Here is a 15,076-nt window from a genome sequence, read left to right on the forward strand (position 1 = left end):
TGCCGCCACACCGACTCCCCCCGGCGAACACGGAGCGCCCCCCATGCCGAAGATCACCACCGGCCCGCGCAATGCCCTGGAACACGCGGTCGACGCGCGCGACGCGGGCGTCATGGACATGGTGCGCCGTGCGATCCAGCACCGTCAGGTCATCCTCGCCTTCCAGCCGGTCGTGCAGGCGGCGCAACCGGACCGGGCCGCTTTCCAGGAGGGGCTGATTCGCGTCCTCGACGACACCGGGCGGGTGATTCCCGCCGGAGAGTTCATCGATACCGTCGAAGACACCGAGTACGGGCGGCTTCTGGACTGCATCGCATTGGAAAAGGGTCTGAGCGAGCTGCGCCGCGTGCCGAGCTTGCGGCTGTCGGTCAACATGTCGGCGCGGTCCATCGGCTACAAGAAGTGGATGCGCACGCTGCATCGGGGCATCTCCGACGACCCCACCGTGGCCGAACGGCTGATTCTCGAGATCACGGAACACTCCGCCATGCTGGTGCCCGAACTGGTCACCACCTTCATGGACGACCTGCGCAAGAAGGGAATCACCTTCGCCATCGACGATTTCGGCTCCGGCTACACCGCTCTGCGGCATTTCAAGGACTTCAGCTTCGACATCCTGAAGATCGACGGGGAATTCTGTCGCGGCATTGCCAAGGATCCCGACAACCAGGTCCTTGTCGGCGCCATGGTCAGCATTTCCGAACACTTCGACATGTTCACAGTCGCCGAATGCGTCGAGACGCAGGCAGATGCCGACTGCCTTGCCCGCCTGGGGGTCGATTGCCTTCAGGGGTATCTCTACGCGGCACCCACCGTCACACCCGCATGGCGGGCAGAGCAGACCCGCCGCCAGGCCTGACGCAACGTCGCTCTGAGACACCCTGCCTCTTTTGGAGGGTGGAAAAATCGTTTAGTCCATTCCCTCGACAGGCGAGACAGAAGCGGTCCGCGCCCCGCGGGCTCGCGTTTACATTTACGCTTGGCCAGGAGGACACCACATGACCAATGTCGTTATCGCAAGCGCTGCCCGCACCGGCGTCGGCAGCTTTGGCGGATCGTTCGCCAACACCCCGGCGCACGATCTGGGTGCTGCCGTGCTGGAGGCGCTGGTCGCCCGCGCCGGCATCTCGAAGGACGAGGTTTCGGAAACCATTCTCGGCCAGGTTCTGACCGCCGCTCAGGGCCAGAACCCTGCCCGTCAGGCGCACATCAACGCGGGCCTGCCGAAGGAATCGGCCGCCTGGGGCATCAACCAGGTCTGCGGCTCGGGCCTGCGCGCCGTTGCACTGGGTGCGCAGCACATCATGCTGGGCGACGCCGCCATCGTCTGCGCCGGCGGCCAAGAAAACATGTCCATGAGCCCCCACGCGCAGAACCTGCGCCAGGCGCACAAGATGGGCGACGTGAAGTACATCGACACGATGATCAAGGACGGCCTCTGGGACGCGTTCAACGGCTACCACATGGGCCAGACCGCCGAGAACGTGGCCGACCAGTGGCAGATCACCCGCGAGATGCAGGACGAATTCGCCGTCGCATCCCAGAACAAGGCCGAGGCCGCGCAGAAGGCCGGCAAGTTCGACGACGAGGTGATCCCCTTCACCATCAAGACCCGCAAGGGCGACATCGTCATGGACAAGGATGAGTACATCCGCCACGGCGCAACGATGGACGCCATGCAGAAACTGCGTCCGGCCTTCACCAAGGACGGCTCCGTGACCGCGGCAAACGCCTCCGGCATCAACGACGGCGCGGCCGGTGTCCTGTTGATGTCCGCCGACGACGCCGAGAAGCGCGGGATCGAGCCGCTGGCCCGCATCGCGTCCTACGCGACCGCCGGTCTCGACCCGTCGATCATGGGCGTCGGCCCGATCCACGCATCGCGCAAGGCGCTGGAAAAGGCCGGCTGGTCGGTGAGCGACCTCGACCTCGTGGAAGCCAACGAAGCCTTCGCCGCACAGGCCTGTGCCGTGAACAAGGACATGGGCTGGGATCCGGCCATCGTGAACGTGAACGGCGGCGCCATCGCCATCGGCCACCCGATCGGGGCCTCGGGCTGCCGTGTCCTGAACACCCTGCTGTTCGAAATGAAGCGCCGCGACGCCAAGAAGGGCCTCGCCACGCTCTGCATCGGTGGCGGCATGGGCGTCGCGCTCTGCGTCGAGCGTCCGTAAGACGGAACAGAGGCGGGCCCTTCGGGGCCCGTTTCCCTTCATGACAAGACTTCCCGAAGACCCCGCCCAGATCGTCTTTTCCGGTGGTGGGCTGCGCTGCTTCTGGCAGGGCGGCTTCCTGACCCGGCTCGCGAAGGACATGTCCTTCGCGCCCGAACGCGTGACCGGCGTCAGCGGCGGCGCGCTGGCGGGGGCTGCGTGGATCGCGGGCATCGAACGCCGCCTGCTGGACACGATGTGCGACGCGTTTGAACGGCGCGACACGAACATCGACCTGTTCGAGGCGGACGAGAACGGCATCACCCCGCATCAGGAACTGTATTGCGACGTGGTCAACCGCGTGCTGGACGATGAGGCGACGCGCAAGGTGGCGGAGGGCCCCGCCTTCCAGATCCAGATCGCGCATCCGCCGGAAACCGGGCTGGCGACGCTGACCGGCACCGCCTTGGCGGCCACCTACGAGGCGGAACTGCACATCGTCGGATCGCCACATTTCAACTGGGCGGAGAAGATGGGCCTGACGTCGAACCTGATCGACGCAAACGCCGCAGCGCGCGACGGGCGGCTCGCCGACCTCGTGAGCGCGGCCGCGGTCATCCCCCCGGTGTTCGAGCCGCCCCTGTGGGAAGGACGGCGGGTGGTCGACGGCGGCATGGCCGACCAGGCGCCGATGCCCGTTCCCGACAAGGGCGAGACGCTGGTGCTGCTGACCCGCGAGTACAAGAAGCTGCCCGATGTGGCGGGCCGCACCTACGTCTGGCCGGGCAGGGAGACGCCCGCCGACAAGATAGATTTCACCGACCCGCAGAAGCTGCGGGACACCTGGGCCTTGGGGGAACGCGATGCAGAGCGTTACCTTGGAGGGGTCTGAGGCCGGAAACTGTATAAAAACCGCAGAAGCGGAGAAAATTAAAGCAACTTTGTTGCGCAAGTTAAAACAGGAAGGTAACAAAGTTACCAACGATTAAGCCACTGACTGGAGGAGTTCCCATGGCAAGAGTTGCACTCGTCACCGGCGGCAGCCGCGGCATCGGTGAGGCCATCTCGAAGGCGCTGAAGGCGGAGGGCTACACTGTCGCCGCCACCTATGCAGGCAACGACGAGAAGGCCGCCGCGTTCACCCAAGAGACCGGCATCAAGACCTACAAGTGGAACGTCGCGGACTACGAATCGTCCAAGGCGGGTATCGCGCAGGTCGAGGCGGACCTGGGTCCCATCGACGTGGTCGTCGCCAACGCGGGCATCACCCGTGACGCGCCGTTCCACAAGATGACCCCCGAACAATGGAAAGAGGTGATCGACACCAACCTGACCGGCGTCTTCAACACCGTGCACCCGGTTTGGCCGGGCATGCGCGAGCGCAAGTTCGGGCGGGTCATCGTGATCTCCTCGATCAACGGCCAGAAGGGCCAGTTCGCGCAGGTGAACTATGCCGCGACCAAGGCGGGCGACCTCGGCATCGTGAAGTCGCTGGCCCAGGAAGGCGCCCGCGCCGGGATCACCGCGAACGCGATCTGCCCGGGCTACATCGCGACCGAGATGGTCATGGCGGTGCCGGAAAAGGTGCGCGACTCGATCATCGCCCAGATCCCGGCGGGCCGCCTTGGCGAGCCGGAAGAAATCGCGCGCTGTGTCGTGTTCCTCGCCTCCGACGACGCGGGTTTCATCAACGGCTCCACGATCTCTGCGAACGGCGCACAGTTCTTCGTCTGAGCGGACGCTCCGCCGGATCGATCAAACCAGAGGGTCCCGACTGCACGGTCGGGGCCTTTTTCTTTTTCATGTGTGCATTTTCGCACCGATCGGGCGCGGACGCTTGGACTACCTTGATGGGCCGCTGCCGCTATATCCTTGCCATGAAGGAGGACCCAGCCATGCTGACCCAGATCAACGGACTGCACCACGTGACCTCGCTCGCCTCGGGCGCGCAGGAGAACAACGATTTCTTCACCAAGGTTCTAGGCCTGCGACGGGTCAAGAAGACGGTGAACTTCGACGCCCCGGACGTCTATCACCTGTACTACGGCGACGAGATCGGCACGCCCGGCACGGTGATGACCTATTTCCCCTTCCCGAACGCCAGCCCTGGCCGTCCCGGCACCGGCGAGGTCGGCACGACCGTGTTCAGCGTGCCGAAGGACGCCCTGCCCTTCTGGGAAACCCGGCTGGCCGAGCACAAGGTCGACGGGCTGATCCGCACGGACCGGCTTGGCGAGCAGCGGCTGATGTTCAAGGGACCGGACGGTGACGGCTTTGCACTTGTCGCGGCCGAAGACGACCGCGCCCCCTGGGTGGCCGATGTCCCCGCCGACGTGGCGATCCGCGGCTTCCACTCCGCCGACCTGCGGCTGTCGCAACAGGATGCGCAGGCCAGTGCGGAACTGCTGCGCTTCATGGGCTACGAAAAGGACGATGCGGAGAACAACGTTACCCGTTTCCGCGTGCCCAACGGCAACGAAGCACAGGTGATGGACATCACCGAGGTCGATGCAGGTCGCGCCGACCAAGGCGCCGGCAGCGTGCACCACATCGCTTTCTCGGTGGACAACCGCGAGAAGCAGCTGGAGGTGCGCAAGGCGCTGATGGACACCGGCTATCAGGTGACGCCAGTGATCGACCGGGATTACTTCTGGGCGATCTATTTCCGGACACCCGGCGGCGTGCTGTTCGAGGTCGCGACCAACGAACCCGGGTTCGACCGGGACGAGGACACCGCGCACCTGGGCGAGGCCCTGCGCTTGCCGACGCAGCACGAACACCTGCGCCCGCAACTGGAAAAGCGGCTCGAGCCGATCCATGACTGACCACGTCTTTGCGGAGACCGGAGGCGCGCCGGGCGCGCCCCTCGTCTTCACCTTCCACGGCACGGGTGGCGACGAACACCAGTTCCACGACTTCCCCCGGCAGGTGCTGGACGGCGCGCATGTGATATCGCCGCGCGGCGACGTCTCCGAACATGGGGCGCTGAGGTACTTCCGGCGCAAGGCGGAGGGCGTCTACGACATGGACGACCTCTGGACACGCGCGGCCGCCATGGCGGAGTTCGTCGAGACGGCGAAGGGGCGTGTCGGTGCAACGCGGGTCGTCGGGCTGGGCTAATCCAATGGCGCGAACATCCTTGCCGCCGTCGCGATGCGTGCGCCACACCTGTTCACCGACCTCGCGCTCCTGCATCCGCTGATCCCCTGGGACCCGGACACACAGCCGGGCCTCGACGGCGCCCGCGTGCTCGTCACCGCAGGGGAGCGCGACCCGATCTGCCCGGCCCCTCTGACACGGTCGTTCGTCGGCTGGCTTTCGGCGCAGGGCGCAAAGGTGGACACCCTCTGGCACCCCGGCGGTCACGAGATCGCGCAGCCAGAGGTGCAGGCGCTTGCAGGCTTCCTTGCGGACACGCCAAAACCCGCCTGACCACCCCCGGGCGGTGTGCTTTCAGCGATGTCCGGAAAACAAGGCGTTGCCCGGTGCGTCGGGCAAGGCGTTGGCTTCCACCAAGTCGGCGAACCTGTCCTGAGCGGTTGTCTCAGGACAGGCCGCTCCGCCGTGCGTCAGGCGACGGCGGACGAAAGGCGCGTAATCTCCTCCTTGATCCTCAATTTCTGCTTTTTCAGGTGCGCGATTTGCAGGTCGTCGGTACTGGGCGCGCGTTGCGCCTGCTCCACGGCCTCGGACAGGGCATGGTGCTTCTTCTTCAGTTCCTGCAGATGCGAACTCAAGCTCATGGGATCCTCCTTTCGCTGGTTGGTAGGAACAGTGCACCACAGCTTCATCAATCTGTCACGCGGCGCGTGCAAAATGGGTTGTCGAAACCTTCAAAAATTGCGGAAATCAGCCGAAATCCGGCTCGAAAGTTAACGGCGCACCCTCCGTCATGACGGAAAAGAAGCATTCCGAGTAATTCTTTTGCCCGTTTCCCATGACACCCTCAGGGTGAATCACCTTCGGCGGATGGAACCTGAAGGGGGTGCGCGCCTCTTTCCGCCCGCGCAGCAGAACGAGTCGCGGCGGACGGCCCGGACGGGGCAGCAGCGGCAGCAGTTCCAGACCGCCCAGCACGGCCTGCATGGCGGCCATCAACTCGGGCAGGCGCTCTACCCGCTGGATGAAGGTGGCGTGCCCCCTGGGCTTCAGGCGGCGCGCGGCGGTGTCGACCCAGACCGACAGCGGTACGTCACCCGTGCGGCCCTTGCCGCGCCCGCCGTCCTGCGCGGACAGCCCCTTGCCCGCCTCGAAGTAAGGCGGGTTGGCGATCACATGGTCGAAACTGCGGGCCTTCAGCGCGGCGGGGGGCGCGGCCACGTCGCCCTCGTGGATCTCTCCGTTCAGCCCGTTGCCGTCGAGGTTCCGGCGGGCGAGATCGGCGTAGCCCGGCTGTATCTCCAGCCCCGACAACGCGAGCCCCGGCACGCGCCAGCCGAGGCAGCACAGCGCGGCCCCGCCGCCGCAGCCCAGTTCCAGTACGGCCTCTCCGGCCCGCGCCTGCACCGACGCGGCAAGGATCACCGGATCGGTGCCCGCCCGGTAGCCGTCGCGCGGCTGGAGCACCATGACACGCCCGCCCAGCATGGCGTCGCGCGTCAGGTCCGGGAGGTCGAACGGGTCAACGCGCAATGTCCACTCCGGCCTCCTGCATGAGGCGGCGGGCGCGGTCCAGATCGCTGGACAGGACCATCAGCCGGCGCGGCAAAATGCCGAGGGATCCTTCGAGGACGCTCATGTTTACGTCCAGCTCAAAGCTGGCTATACCCTCAGCGTCCAGAAGGGTCTTGGCCAACGGGATCACGGTGATATCGGTGGTGCGTAGAAGCTCTTCCATGACAGGGATTTAAGGACAGGGCCCGGCGATTGTCGAGCCTTGGACAGGAGCGCGATGTTGGATCAGCCACGCATGAAACCGCACGAACGCCTCGCCGCTGATCTGGCGACCGAAATGGCGGCCGTGAACGACCTGATCCGGGAACGGATGGCCTCCCGGCATGCCCCCCGGATCCCGGAGGTGACGGCGCACCTCGTGGAGGCCGGCGGCAAACGGTTGCGGCCCATGCTGACCCTCGCCTCGGCCAAGCTCTGCGGTTACGACGGCCCCTATCACGTGCACCTCGCCGCGACGGTGGAGTTCATCCACACAGCGACACTGCTGCACGACGACGTGGTGGACGAAAGCGAACGGCGCCGGGGCCGGCCCACGGCGAACCTTTTGTGGGACAACAAGTCGTCGGTTCTGGTGGGCGACTACCTCTTTGCGCGCTCCTTCCAGTTGATGACGGAGACGGGCAACCTGCGTGTCCTGCGCATCCTGTCGGACGCGGCGGCGACCATCGCAGAGGGCGAGGTCCTGCAGCTGACCGCCGCGCAGGACCTGTCGACCACCGAACACATCTACCTGCAGGTGGTGCGCGGCAAGACGGCGGCGCTGTTCTCCGCCGCGACCGAGGTGGGCGGCGTGATCGCCGGACGGCCCGAAGAGGACGTGCGAGCGTTGTTCGACTACGGCGATGCGCTGGGGATCGCCTTCCAGATCGTCGACGACCTGCTGGACTACTGGGGCGGCGACGCGACCGGCAAGAACGTCGGCGACGACTTCCGCGAACGCAAGCTGACGCTGCCGCTGATCAAGGCCTTCGCCAGGGCGGACGACACGGAAAAGGCGTTCTGGAAGCGGGTCATCGAGAAGGGCGACCAGCGCGACGGCGATCTGGAGGAGGCCCTGCGCCTGCTCGACCGCCATGGCGCGCTCGAGGAGACCCGGCAGGAGGCCCTCGCCTGGGCCGAGCGGGCGAAGACCGCGATGCAGACCCTGCCCGCCAGCGACCTGCGCGACCTGCTGATCGACCTCAGCGACTACGTGGTGTCGCGGGTCAGCTGAGGTGTCCCTGCGCGTGACGCCGGGCTGGGTCCGGTGATGTTCGACCGAGTGATGATGGTCGACTGGTCCGGCGGCAACGACCGCGGCCCCCGCCCCACACGTGACGCGATCTGGATCGGCGAGACCGGCCGCGCGCCGGTCTATTGCCGCAACCGCCAGACCGCCGAGGACATGCTGTCAGAGCGGATTGCCGATGCTTTGGCCGCAGGCGCACGGCTCATGGTCGGGTTCGACTTCCCCTTCGGCTATCCGGTCGGCGTGGCGCAGGCCCTCTGCGGCGGCGGCGTTCTCGACCTCTGGGACTGGCTTGAGGCGCGGATCGAGGACACGCCACGCGCCAACAACCGCTTCGACCTGGCCGGAGGGATCAACCTGTCGCTTGGCACCCCCGGTCCGTTCTGGGGCAACGGGCTGAAGCGTGACGTGCCGGGACTGGCGCGGACCAAATCCGGCTATGCCAATCCGTTCGACGACAGGCGGGTTTGCGAAACCCGGTCGCGCGGCACCTTCACCGTCTGGCAACTGGCGGGCGCGGGTTCGGTCGGATCGCAGGTGCTGATGGGCCTTCCGGTCCTGTCGCGGCTGAGGCGACGCTTTCCGGTCGCAGTCTGGCCGTTCGAGCCGGTGGACGCCCCCGTCGTCTTCACCGAAGTCTGGCCCGGACTGATCGAGCCGGTGGTGCGTAAGACGGAGGGCATCCGCGACGCGGCACAGGTCGATCTGCTGGCGCGCGGCATTGGCCGGTTGAACCCCGACAGGCTGGAGGCGATGCTGGCCGTCGACGTACCGGACGCCCGGACCGAGGAAGGCTGGATCCTCGGGCTTGGCTTCGAAGAGGAGTTGCAGGACATATGCCGCTGAAACCGCCCCCCTTGCGCAACGACTGCTTCGCCCTGCCCCCGGGCGTGGACTGGACCCCGGTGGACGCGGCGCTGAGCATGCTGCGGCAAAGGCTGTCGCCGGTCGTCGCGCGAGAGGACGTTCCGCTTGGGGATGGCGTGGGCCGGGTGCTGGCAGACGACATCGTGGCGCGCCGGTCCAACCCGCCGGAGGCCAACACCGCCGTCGATGGCTACGGTTTTGCTGCTGGCGCTGTCGGCGAAGGCGACGTGGTCCTGCCGCTGGTGGAGGGACGCTCCGCCGCCGGGGCGCCTTTTTCGGGCCGCGTGCCCGGAGGTGCCGCCGTGCGCGTCCTGACCGGCGCGGCGCTGCCGGAAGGTGTCGACACTGTGGTGCTGGACGAGGATTGCGCCGTCGGAGAGGGTGAGGTCGCCTTTCGCGGGCCGGTGAAACGCGGCGCAAACACCCGCAAGGTAGGCGAGGACGTGGCCGAAGGTGTCACCGCCCTGTCGGCAGGCCGGGTCCTGACGCCCGCCGATCTGGCACTGGCTGCCGCCGTGGGCCACGGTGCCCTGCCGGTCTTCTCGCGCCTGCGGGTGGGCGTGCTGTCGACCGGCGACGAGGTCGTGGAGCCGGGCAGGACGGCCGCGCCGGGCCAGATCTTCGACGCCAACCGCCCGATGCTGCTGAGCATGGCGGCGCGCTTCGGGTACGAGGCCATCGACTTGGGCCACGTGCGCGACGACCGCAACGCCCTGCGCGCGCGGCTTGACGGGGCGGTGGGCGCGGTGGACGCCATCCTGACCTCCGGCGGTGCATCGGCGGGCGACGAGGATCATGTCTCTGCCCTCCTGCGCGAGACGGGCGCCCTGGCGGAGTGGCGCATCGCTCTGAAACCCGGGCGGCCGCTGGCGCTTGGCATGTGGCAGGGGGTGCCGGTGTTCGGCCTTCCGGGCAACCCTGTCGCGGCCTTCGTCTGCATGCTGGTCTTCGCACGTCCCGCCATGGGGCTCTTGGCCGGGGCGGGCTGGCAGGCGCCGGTGGGGTTCGACGTGCCCGCCGCCTTCACGAAACGCAAGAAACCGGGCCGCCGGGAATACCTGCGCGCCCGCATCCGCGAGGGCCGGGCAGAGGTTTTCGCCTCCGAAGGATCGGGGCGTGTGTCGGGCCTGAGCTGGGCGGAGGGCCTGGTGGAGCTGGAGGACGGCGGCCGTGATATCGAACCGGGCGACCTCGTGCGGTTCATCCCCTACGGCAGTTTCGGGCTGTAGCGCGGCCCGCCCGTTAGGATCAGTCGAAGGTCCCGGCGACCCGTCCCAGCAGCATGAAGGCGCGCGATGTCCGCGTCGAGGCGAAGGCCGAGATATCCTCGTCCGAGAAGCCCGGTTCGACATTGGCGAACATCTGGTCGTAGCGCCGCAGGAAGTGGTGCGCCGCGTCGCGGAAGATCGTGTCCTCACGCATCCGCGCAGCCGTAAGTGCCAGCGAGGAGCGGTCGTGCACGCCACCCAGCGGCGCGATGGTGCGGCCCCGGTCACCCCGGGCAAAGGCGCGCCAGACCTCGGGGCGCGCCATATCCGGGCGCAGATCGTCCATGTAGATGCCGTCCTGGCTCATCAGGGTCAGCACGTCCTGCGCCGCCTGGATCAGCTTGGCCGCGGACCGGTCGCGCAGGGCACGGCGCAGCGCGGCAAAGCCCGCCTCGTCCTCGGCGGTCTCGGGGAAATGCAGCGCGCGGATCAGGTCCTCGTTCGACAGCGGCGGCTGCATCGCCTCGGCAGGCGTGCCAAGCGAGAGCGTCGGCTGGTTGTCCTCTGCCTGTTCGGAGGGCGACTGCAGTGCCATGGGATCGGCCTGCCGGATACCGCCCAGCATGGCCAGCGTGGTTTCCAGATTGCGCACGCCGCCGCCCAGTTCGTCGAGCCGCTTCAGCACCGCCGGATGCGGCTGCTGGCCCTTCCCGGCCTGTGACTGCGCGACATAGGCCTGGCGCAGCGCATCGATGGCCGCCTGAAGCCGGGCGCTTTCCGTGCGCATCACCTTCGCGGCGCGGATCGCCATGGCAGCCACCCATATCATCGCCACGGGCAGCACGATCGCCATCAGGACCTGCAGGAACCGCAGGCCCTCGGCGCCGGTGTCGCCGCCGGTCAGGAAATAGGACGATGCCACGATCAGCCAGATCACCGACAGCACAAGCGCCGTGATCTCGACCGCGGTGATGCCCGCCGCCTCGCCGCGGCTGTAGAGGCCGGGCAGCGTCGGACGGGCTTCCTTTGGTTCCGCCATCTGGCCCGCTTACTTGTAGGAGACCGAAAGGATCTCGTAAGACTTTTCGCCCCCGGGCGTGCGCACTTCGACGCTGTCGCCTTCTTCCTTGCCGATCAGGGCACGAGCGATGGGCGATTTGACGTTCAAAAGACCCTTCTCGATCGAGGCCTCGTGTTCGCCCACGATCTGCCAGGTCTTCTCTTCGTCGGTGTCCTCATCGACCACGGTCACGGTGGCGCCGAACTTGATGGAGCCGGAAAGCGAGGCCGGGTCGATGACCTCGGCCAGACCGATCACGCTCTCGAGTTCCTTGATCCGGCCCTCGATGAATCCCTGCTTTTCGCGCGCGGAATGGTACTCGGCATTCTCCTTGAGGTCGCCGAGTTCGCGCGCCTCCGAAATAGCCTGAATGATGGCCGGGCGCTCCACGGACTTGAGCTGTTTCAATTCTGTTTCGAGCGCGGTGAAGCCCGCGCGGGTGATCAGGATCTTGTCCATTTAAGATCTTCTTTGCTGAGAGAAGCGTCGGGTGCGAGTGTTGTCGCCGTCGGCCACGATGTAAAGTGTCCGGGCCGCGGTTGCCAGCATGTTTTCGCGGAACGGCGGCGCCGCGCGTGCTGAGCAGTCCTGACGGGCACTGCTATGGCGGAATCGATTCGGCCAGCGCACGCCCCGAGGTTGGGCGGGTTTATGCTTCAATTGTCAGGATTGACGAAACAAACTTCTGGACTCGGGCAGTTTGTTGGCCCTCTTGTGGCCAGCGCAAAAATCCTGAACGTAAATCCACCATAGAGGGTAAATTCCAACGGTGATACCCGGCTTGGCGGTCCGGACGTTCAACAGGAACCAGGACGCTTTTTCATTACTGCGAGGGACTACGGATGCCGACAAACGGCGACGACAATCTGAATGGGACAATTCTGGGCGATGTCATTGCTCTTCTCGAGGGCAACGACACGTTTCACGGTCTCGACGGCAACGACACGATCGACGGCGAAGCAGGTGACGACGTGCTGTGGGGCGACCTCGGCGACGACTGGCTCAAGGGCGAAGAGGGCCGCGACCTTCTGCTGGGCGGTAAAGGCAACGACACGCTCGAAGGCGGCCTCGACAACGACACCATGGACGGCGAATCCGGCGACGACCTCATGCTTGGCGGCGAGGGCGACGACTGGATGAAAGGCGAGGACGGCAACGACACGATGGATGGCGAAGCCGGGAACGATACCGTCGAGGGCGGTCTCGGCAACGACTGGATCAAGGGCGAAGAGGGCCGCGATCTGCTGCTCGGCGGTGAAGGCAACGACACGCTCGAAGGCGGTCTCGACAACGACACCATGGACGGCGAATCCGGCAACGACCTCATCCTTGGCGGCGAGGGCGACGACTGGATGAAGGGCGAAGACGGCAACGACACGATGGATGGCGAAGCCGGGAACGACACCGTGGAAGGCGGCCTCGGCGATGACTGGGTGAAGGGTGAACAGGGCCGCGACCTGCTGCTGGGTGGTGAAGGTAACGACACACTCGAAGGCGGCCTCGACAACGACACCATGGACGGCGAATCCGGCAACGACCTGATGCTTGGCGGCGAGGGCGACGACTGGATGAAGGGCGAGGACGGCAACGACACGATGGATGGTGAAGCCGGGAACGACCTGATCGAAGGCGGGGCCGGGGCTGACTGGATCAAGGGCGAAGGCGGCAACGACACCCTGTTCGGCGGCTACGGCGATGATACGCTGGTTGGTGGAGAGGGCGCGGATGTGTTTGTCTTTGCTCAGGAAAGCGGCTTCGACATCGTCGAGGATTTCCAGGATGGCGTCGACAGGATCAACCTGACCGACCTCTGGGGTAGCGCGATCTATATCACCGACACGGCGGACGGGGCGCTGGTCAATGTCGAGGGCTACGACATGGCGCTGTTCAAGGGCGTTTCGGCATCCGATCTCGGCTTCGACGACCTCGTCTTCTGATCTTCCGGGGGCCACTGGCCGGTTCGTGGCCCCCTGCACTCTCAATCCCTGGGATATCGCTTGTCGCGGGCCAGCCGGCCCGCTGCCTGCATCGCAGCAACGACGTGGCTGCGGCCTCGTGACGCTGCGCGCGCATTGACGGATGCCGCAACGCCGCGCTAGGAATTTTGGAATTTTATTACCCGGCCGCCTCGTGCGTGTCGTCGGGACGTCTCTGGAGGGAGCGACATGAGCGAGATCGAGCGCGAAGCGATGGAATACGACGTGGTGATTGTCGGAGGCGGCCCCGCAGGCCTGTCCGCCGCGATCCGCCTGAAGCAGCTCGACCCGGAGCTGTCGGTCGTCCTGCTGGAGAAGGGCTCAGAGGTTGGCGCACACATCCTGTCGGGTGCGGTGCTGGACACCTGCGGGCTCGATGCGCTGATCCCCGACTGGAAGGACAAGGGCGCGCCGATCACCGTGCCGGTAAAGAAGGACAACTTCTACATCCTGGGCGAAGAGGGCAAGGTTCGTATCCCCAACTGGCCGATGCCCTCGCTGATGGACAACCACGGCAAGTACATCGTCTCGATGGGCAACGTCTGCCGCTGGATGGCGGAGCAGGCCGAGGAACTGGGCGTCGAGATCTTCCCGGGCATGGCGTGCTCGGAACTCGTCTACGGGGACAACGGCGAGGTGAAGGGCGTCGTCGCCGGGGTCTTCGGGCTGGAGGCGGACGGCTCCTACGGGCCGAACACCGAACCGGGGATGGAACTGCACGGCAAGTACGTCTTCCTGGCCGAGGGCGTGCGTGGCTCTCTTTCGAAAGAGGTGATCGCGAAGTACGACCTCTCGAAGGGCAAGGAGCCGCAGAAGTTCGGCCTCGGCATGAAGGAAATCTGGGAGATCGACCCGGCCAAGCACCGCGAGGGCACCGTCACCCACACGATGGGCTGGCCGCTCGGGTCGAACGCCGGGGGCGGGTCGTTCATCTACCACCTCGACAACAACCAGGTCTATGTCGGCTTCGTGGTGCACCTGAACTACAAGAACCCGCACATTTATCCCTACATGGAATTCCAGCGCTTCAAGCATCACCCGATGGTGGCCGAGCTGCTGGCAGGCGGCAAGCGCGTGGCCTACGGCGCGCGGGCGATCTCCGAAGGCGGCTACCAGTCGATGCCCAAGATGGTCGCGCCCGGCGTGGCGCTGCTGGGCTGCTCTGTCGGCATGGTCAACGTGCCGCGCATCAAGGGCAACCACAACGCCATGCTTTCGGGCAAGGCCGCGGCCGAGGCAGCCTATGCCGCGATCAAGGCCGACCGCGCGGGCGACGAGCTGACCGACTACGAGACGGAGGTCCGCGACGGCGCCATCGGCAAGGACCTGAAGCCGGTACGCAACGTGAAGCCGATGTGGTCGAAGTGGGGCCTGACCCCGTCGCTGGCGCTTGGCGGGCTCGACATGTGGACCAACAGCCTGTTCGGCTTCTCGTTCTTCGGCACGCTGGGCCACGGCAAGTCCGACGCGGAAGCGACCGGCAAGGCTGCCGACTACACGCCGATCGAGTATCCCAAGCCCGACGGAAAGCTGTCCTTCGACCGGCTGACCAACGTCTCCTTCTCGTTCACCAACCACGAGGAGAGCCAGCCCGCACACCTGAAGCTGAAGGACCCGTCCGTGCCGCTGAAGAACCTCGAGACCTACGCGGGGCCGTCGCAGCGGTATTGCCCGGCGGGCGTCTACGAGTTCGTCGAGAAGGACGGCGAGAAGCAGTTCGTCATCAACTTCCAGAACTGCGTGCACTGCAAGACCTGCGACATCAAGGACCCCGCCCAGAACATCAACTGGACGGTGCCGCAGGGGGGCGACGGGCCGAATTACCCGAACATGTGAGCCTTGGGCCGTCGCAGCTTAACCTCGTGTAAATCCCGATTTGTCACTGTCCCCGAAATGCCAATCGGGGACAG

At 66.1% G+C, this 15,076-nt stretch carries 17 protein-coding genes; 12 read left to right on the top strand and 5 right to left on the bottom strand.

Features of this window, described 5'->3' with window-relative positions:
- Nucleotides 1-43 precede the first annotated feature (43 nt).
- The 7 genes from QNI11_RS18335 (at nucleotide 44) to QNI11_RS27675 (ending at nucleotide 5,585) form a co-directional block, all read left to right on the top strand.
- Nucleotides 44-859 carry an EAL domain-containing protein gene (locus QNI11_RS18335; RefSeq protein WP_283981245.1) on the top strand — a complete coding sequence of 272 codons (816 nt, stop codon included), beginning with the start codon at nucleotides 44-46 and terminating at the stop codon, nucleotides 857-859.
- Nucleotides 860-998: 139 nt separating this feature from the next.
- A complete protein-coding gene (locus tag QNI11_RS18340; RefSeq protein WP_100929187.1) occupies nucleotides 999-2,174 on the top strand; it encodes an acetyl-CoA C-acetyltransferase in 1,176 nt (391 codons plus the stop codon).
- 40 nt (nucleotides 2,175-2,214) lie between these two features.
- Nucleotides 2,215-3,045: a patatin-like phospholipase family protein gene (locus QNI11_RS18345; protein WP_283981246.1), complete on the top strand. Its 831-nt coding sequence runs from the start codon at nucleotides 2,215-2,217 to the stop codon at nucleotides 3,043-3,045.
- Between the two features lie 119 nt (nucleotides 3,046-3,164).
- Entirely contained in the window at nucleotides 3,165-3,887 is a 723-nt protein-coding gene (gene phbB, locus QNI11_RS18350; RefSeq protein WP_283981247.1) for an acetoacetyl-CoA reductase, read from the top strand.
- A gap of 161 nt (nucleotides 3,888-4,048) precedes the next feature.
- A complete protein-coding gene (locus tag QNI11_RS18355; protein ID WP_283981248.1) occupies nucleotides 4,049-4,978 on the top strand; it encodes a VOC family protein in 930 nt (309 codons plus the stop codon).
- Nucleotides 4,971-5,273 (top strand): alpha/beta hydrolase, encoded by a 303-nt coding sequence (locus QNI11_RS27670; protein WP_306418202.1) that lies wholly within the window; start codon nucleotides 4,971-4,973, stop codon nucleotides 5,271-5,273. Before QNI11_RS18355 ends, QNI11_RS27670 begins: the two co-directional genes overlap by 8 nt.
- A gap of 33 nt (nucleotides 5,274-5,306) precedes the next feature.
- Nucleotides 5,307-5,585 (top strand): alpha/beta hydrolase, encoded by a 279-nt coding sequence (locus QNI11_RS27675; protein ID WP_306418203.1) that lies wholly within the window; start codon nucleotides 5,307-5,309, stop codon nucleotides 5,583-5,585.
- A 137-nt stretch (nucleotides 5,586-5,722) separates the two neighbouring features.
- Here QNI11_RS27675 and QNI11_RS18365 read toward each other — a convergent pair whose 3' ends face one another.
- The 3 genes from QNI11_RS18365 to QNI11_RS18375 form a co-directional block, all read right to left on the bottom strand.
- Nucleotides 5,723-5,896 (bottom strand): YdcH family protein, encoded by a 174-nt coding sequence (locus QNI11_RS18365; RefSeq protein ID WP_100929183.1) that lies wholly within the window; start codon nucleotides 5,894-5,896, stop codon nucleotides 5,723-5,725.
- Nucleotides 5,897-6,002: 106 nt separating this feature from the next.
- Nucleotides 6,003-6,740 carry a tRNA1(Val) (adenine(37)-N6)-methyltransferase gene (locus QNI11_RS18370; protein WP_283983531.1) on the bottom strand — a complete coding sequence of 246 codons (738 nt, stop codon included), beginning with the start codon at nucleotides 6,738-6,740 and terminating at the stop codon, nucleotides 6,003-6,005.
- Between the two features lie 34 nt (nucleotides 6,741-6,774).
- Nucleotides 6,775-6,990, bottom strand: a complete 216-nt coding sequence (locus tag QNI11_RS18375; RefSeq protein WP_100929182.1) for a DUF2007 domain-containing protein — start codon at nucleotides 6,988-6,990, stop codon at nucleotides 6,775-6,777.
- A gap of 72 nt (nucleotides 6,991-7,062) precedes the next feature.
- Here QNI11_RS18375 and QNI11_RS18380 point away from each other — a divergent pair, with 72 nt between their 5' ends.
- Genes QNI11_RS18380 through glp form a run of 3 tightly spaced genes read left to right on the top strand, consistent with a single transcriptional unit; the run spans nucleotide 7,063 to nucleotide 10,151 of the window.
- Nucleotides 7,063-8,040, top strand: a complete 978-nt coding sequence (locus QNI11_RS18380) for a polyprenyl synthetase family protein (protein WP_283981249.1) — start codon at nucleotides 7,063-7,065, stop codon at nucleotides 8,038-8,040.
- A gap of 36 nt (nucleotides 8,041-8,076) precedes the next feature.
- Nucleotides 8,077-8,901 (top strand): molybdopterin guanine dinucleotide synthesis, encoded by an 825-nt coding sequence (locus QNI11_RS18385; RefSeq protein ID WP_283981250.1) that lies wholly within the window; start codon nucleotides 8,077-8,079, stop codon nucleotides 8,899-8,901.
- Nucleotides 8,892-10,151 carry a gephyrin-like molybdotransferase Glp gene (gene glp / locus QNI11_RS18390; protein ID WP_283981251.1) on the top strand — a complete coding sequence of 420 codons (1,260 nt, stop codon included), beginning with the start codon at nucleotides 8,892-8,894 and terminating at the stop codon, nucleotides 10,149-10,151. Before QNI11_RS18385 ends, glp begins: the two co-directional genes overlap by 10 nt.
- Nucleotides 10,152-10,170: 19 nt before the next feature.
- On the opposite strand, the gene QNI11_RS18395 is transcribed toward glp, so the two are convergent.
- Both QNI11_RS18395 and greA read right to left on the bottom strand, forming a co-directional pair.
- Nucleotides 10,171-11,169 (bottom strand): hypothetical protein, encoded by a 999-nt coding sequence (locus QNI11_RS18395; protein ID WP_283981252.1) that lies wholly within the window; start codon nucleotides 11,167-11,169, stop codon nucleotides 10,171-10,173.
- Between the two features lie 9 nt (nucleotides 11,170-11,178).
- Nucleotides 11,179-11,649, bottom strand: coding sequence for a transcription elongation factor GreA (gene greA, locus QNI11_RS18400; protein ID WP_100929178.1), 471 nt, complete (start codon nucleotides 11,647-11,649; stop codon nucleotides 11,179-11,181).
- A 383-nt stretch (nucleotides 11,650-12,032) separates the two neighbouring features.
- Here greA and QNI11_RS18405 point away from each other — a divergent pair, with 383 nt between their 5' ends.
- Complete coding sequence (locus tag QNI11_RS18405; protein ID WP_283981253.1) at nucleotides 12,033-13,127, top strand: calcium-binding protein; 1,095 nt, start codon at nucleotides 12,033-12,035, stop codon at nucleotides 13,125-13,127.
- A 228-nt stretch (nucleotides 13,128-13,355) separates the two neighbouring features.
- Nucleotides 13,356-15,002, top strand: coding sequence for an electron transfer flavoprotein-ubiquinone oxidoreductase (locus QNI11_RS18410; RefSeq protein ID WP_283981254.1), 1,647 nt, complete (start codon nucleotides 13,356-13,358; stop codon nucleotides 15,000-15,002).
- Nucleotides 15,003-15,076: the final 74 nt, after the last annotated feature.

Origin of the sequence: Sagittula sp. MA-2, from assembly GCF_030126985.1 — a bacterium.
GTDB lineage: Bacteria > Pseudomonadota > Alphaproteobacteria > Rhodobacterales > Rhodobacteraceae > Sagittula.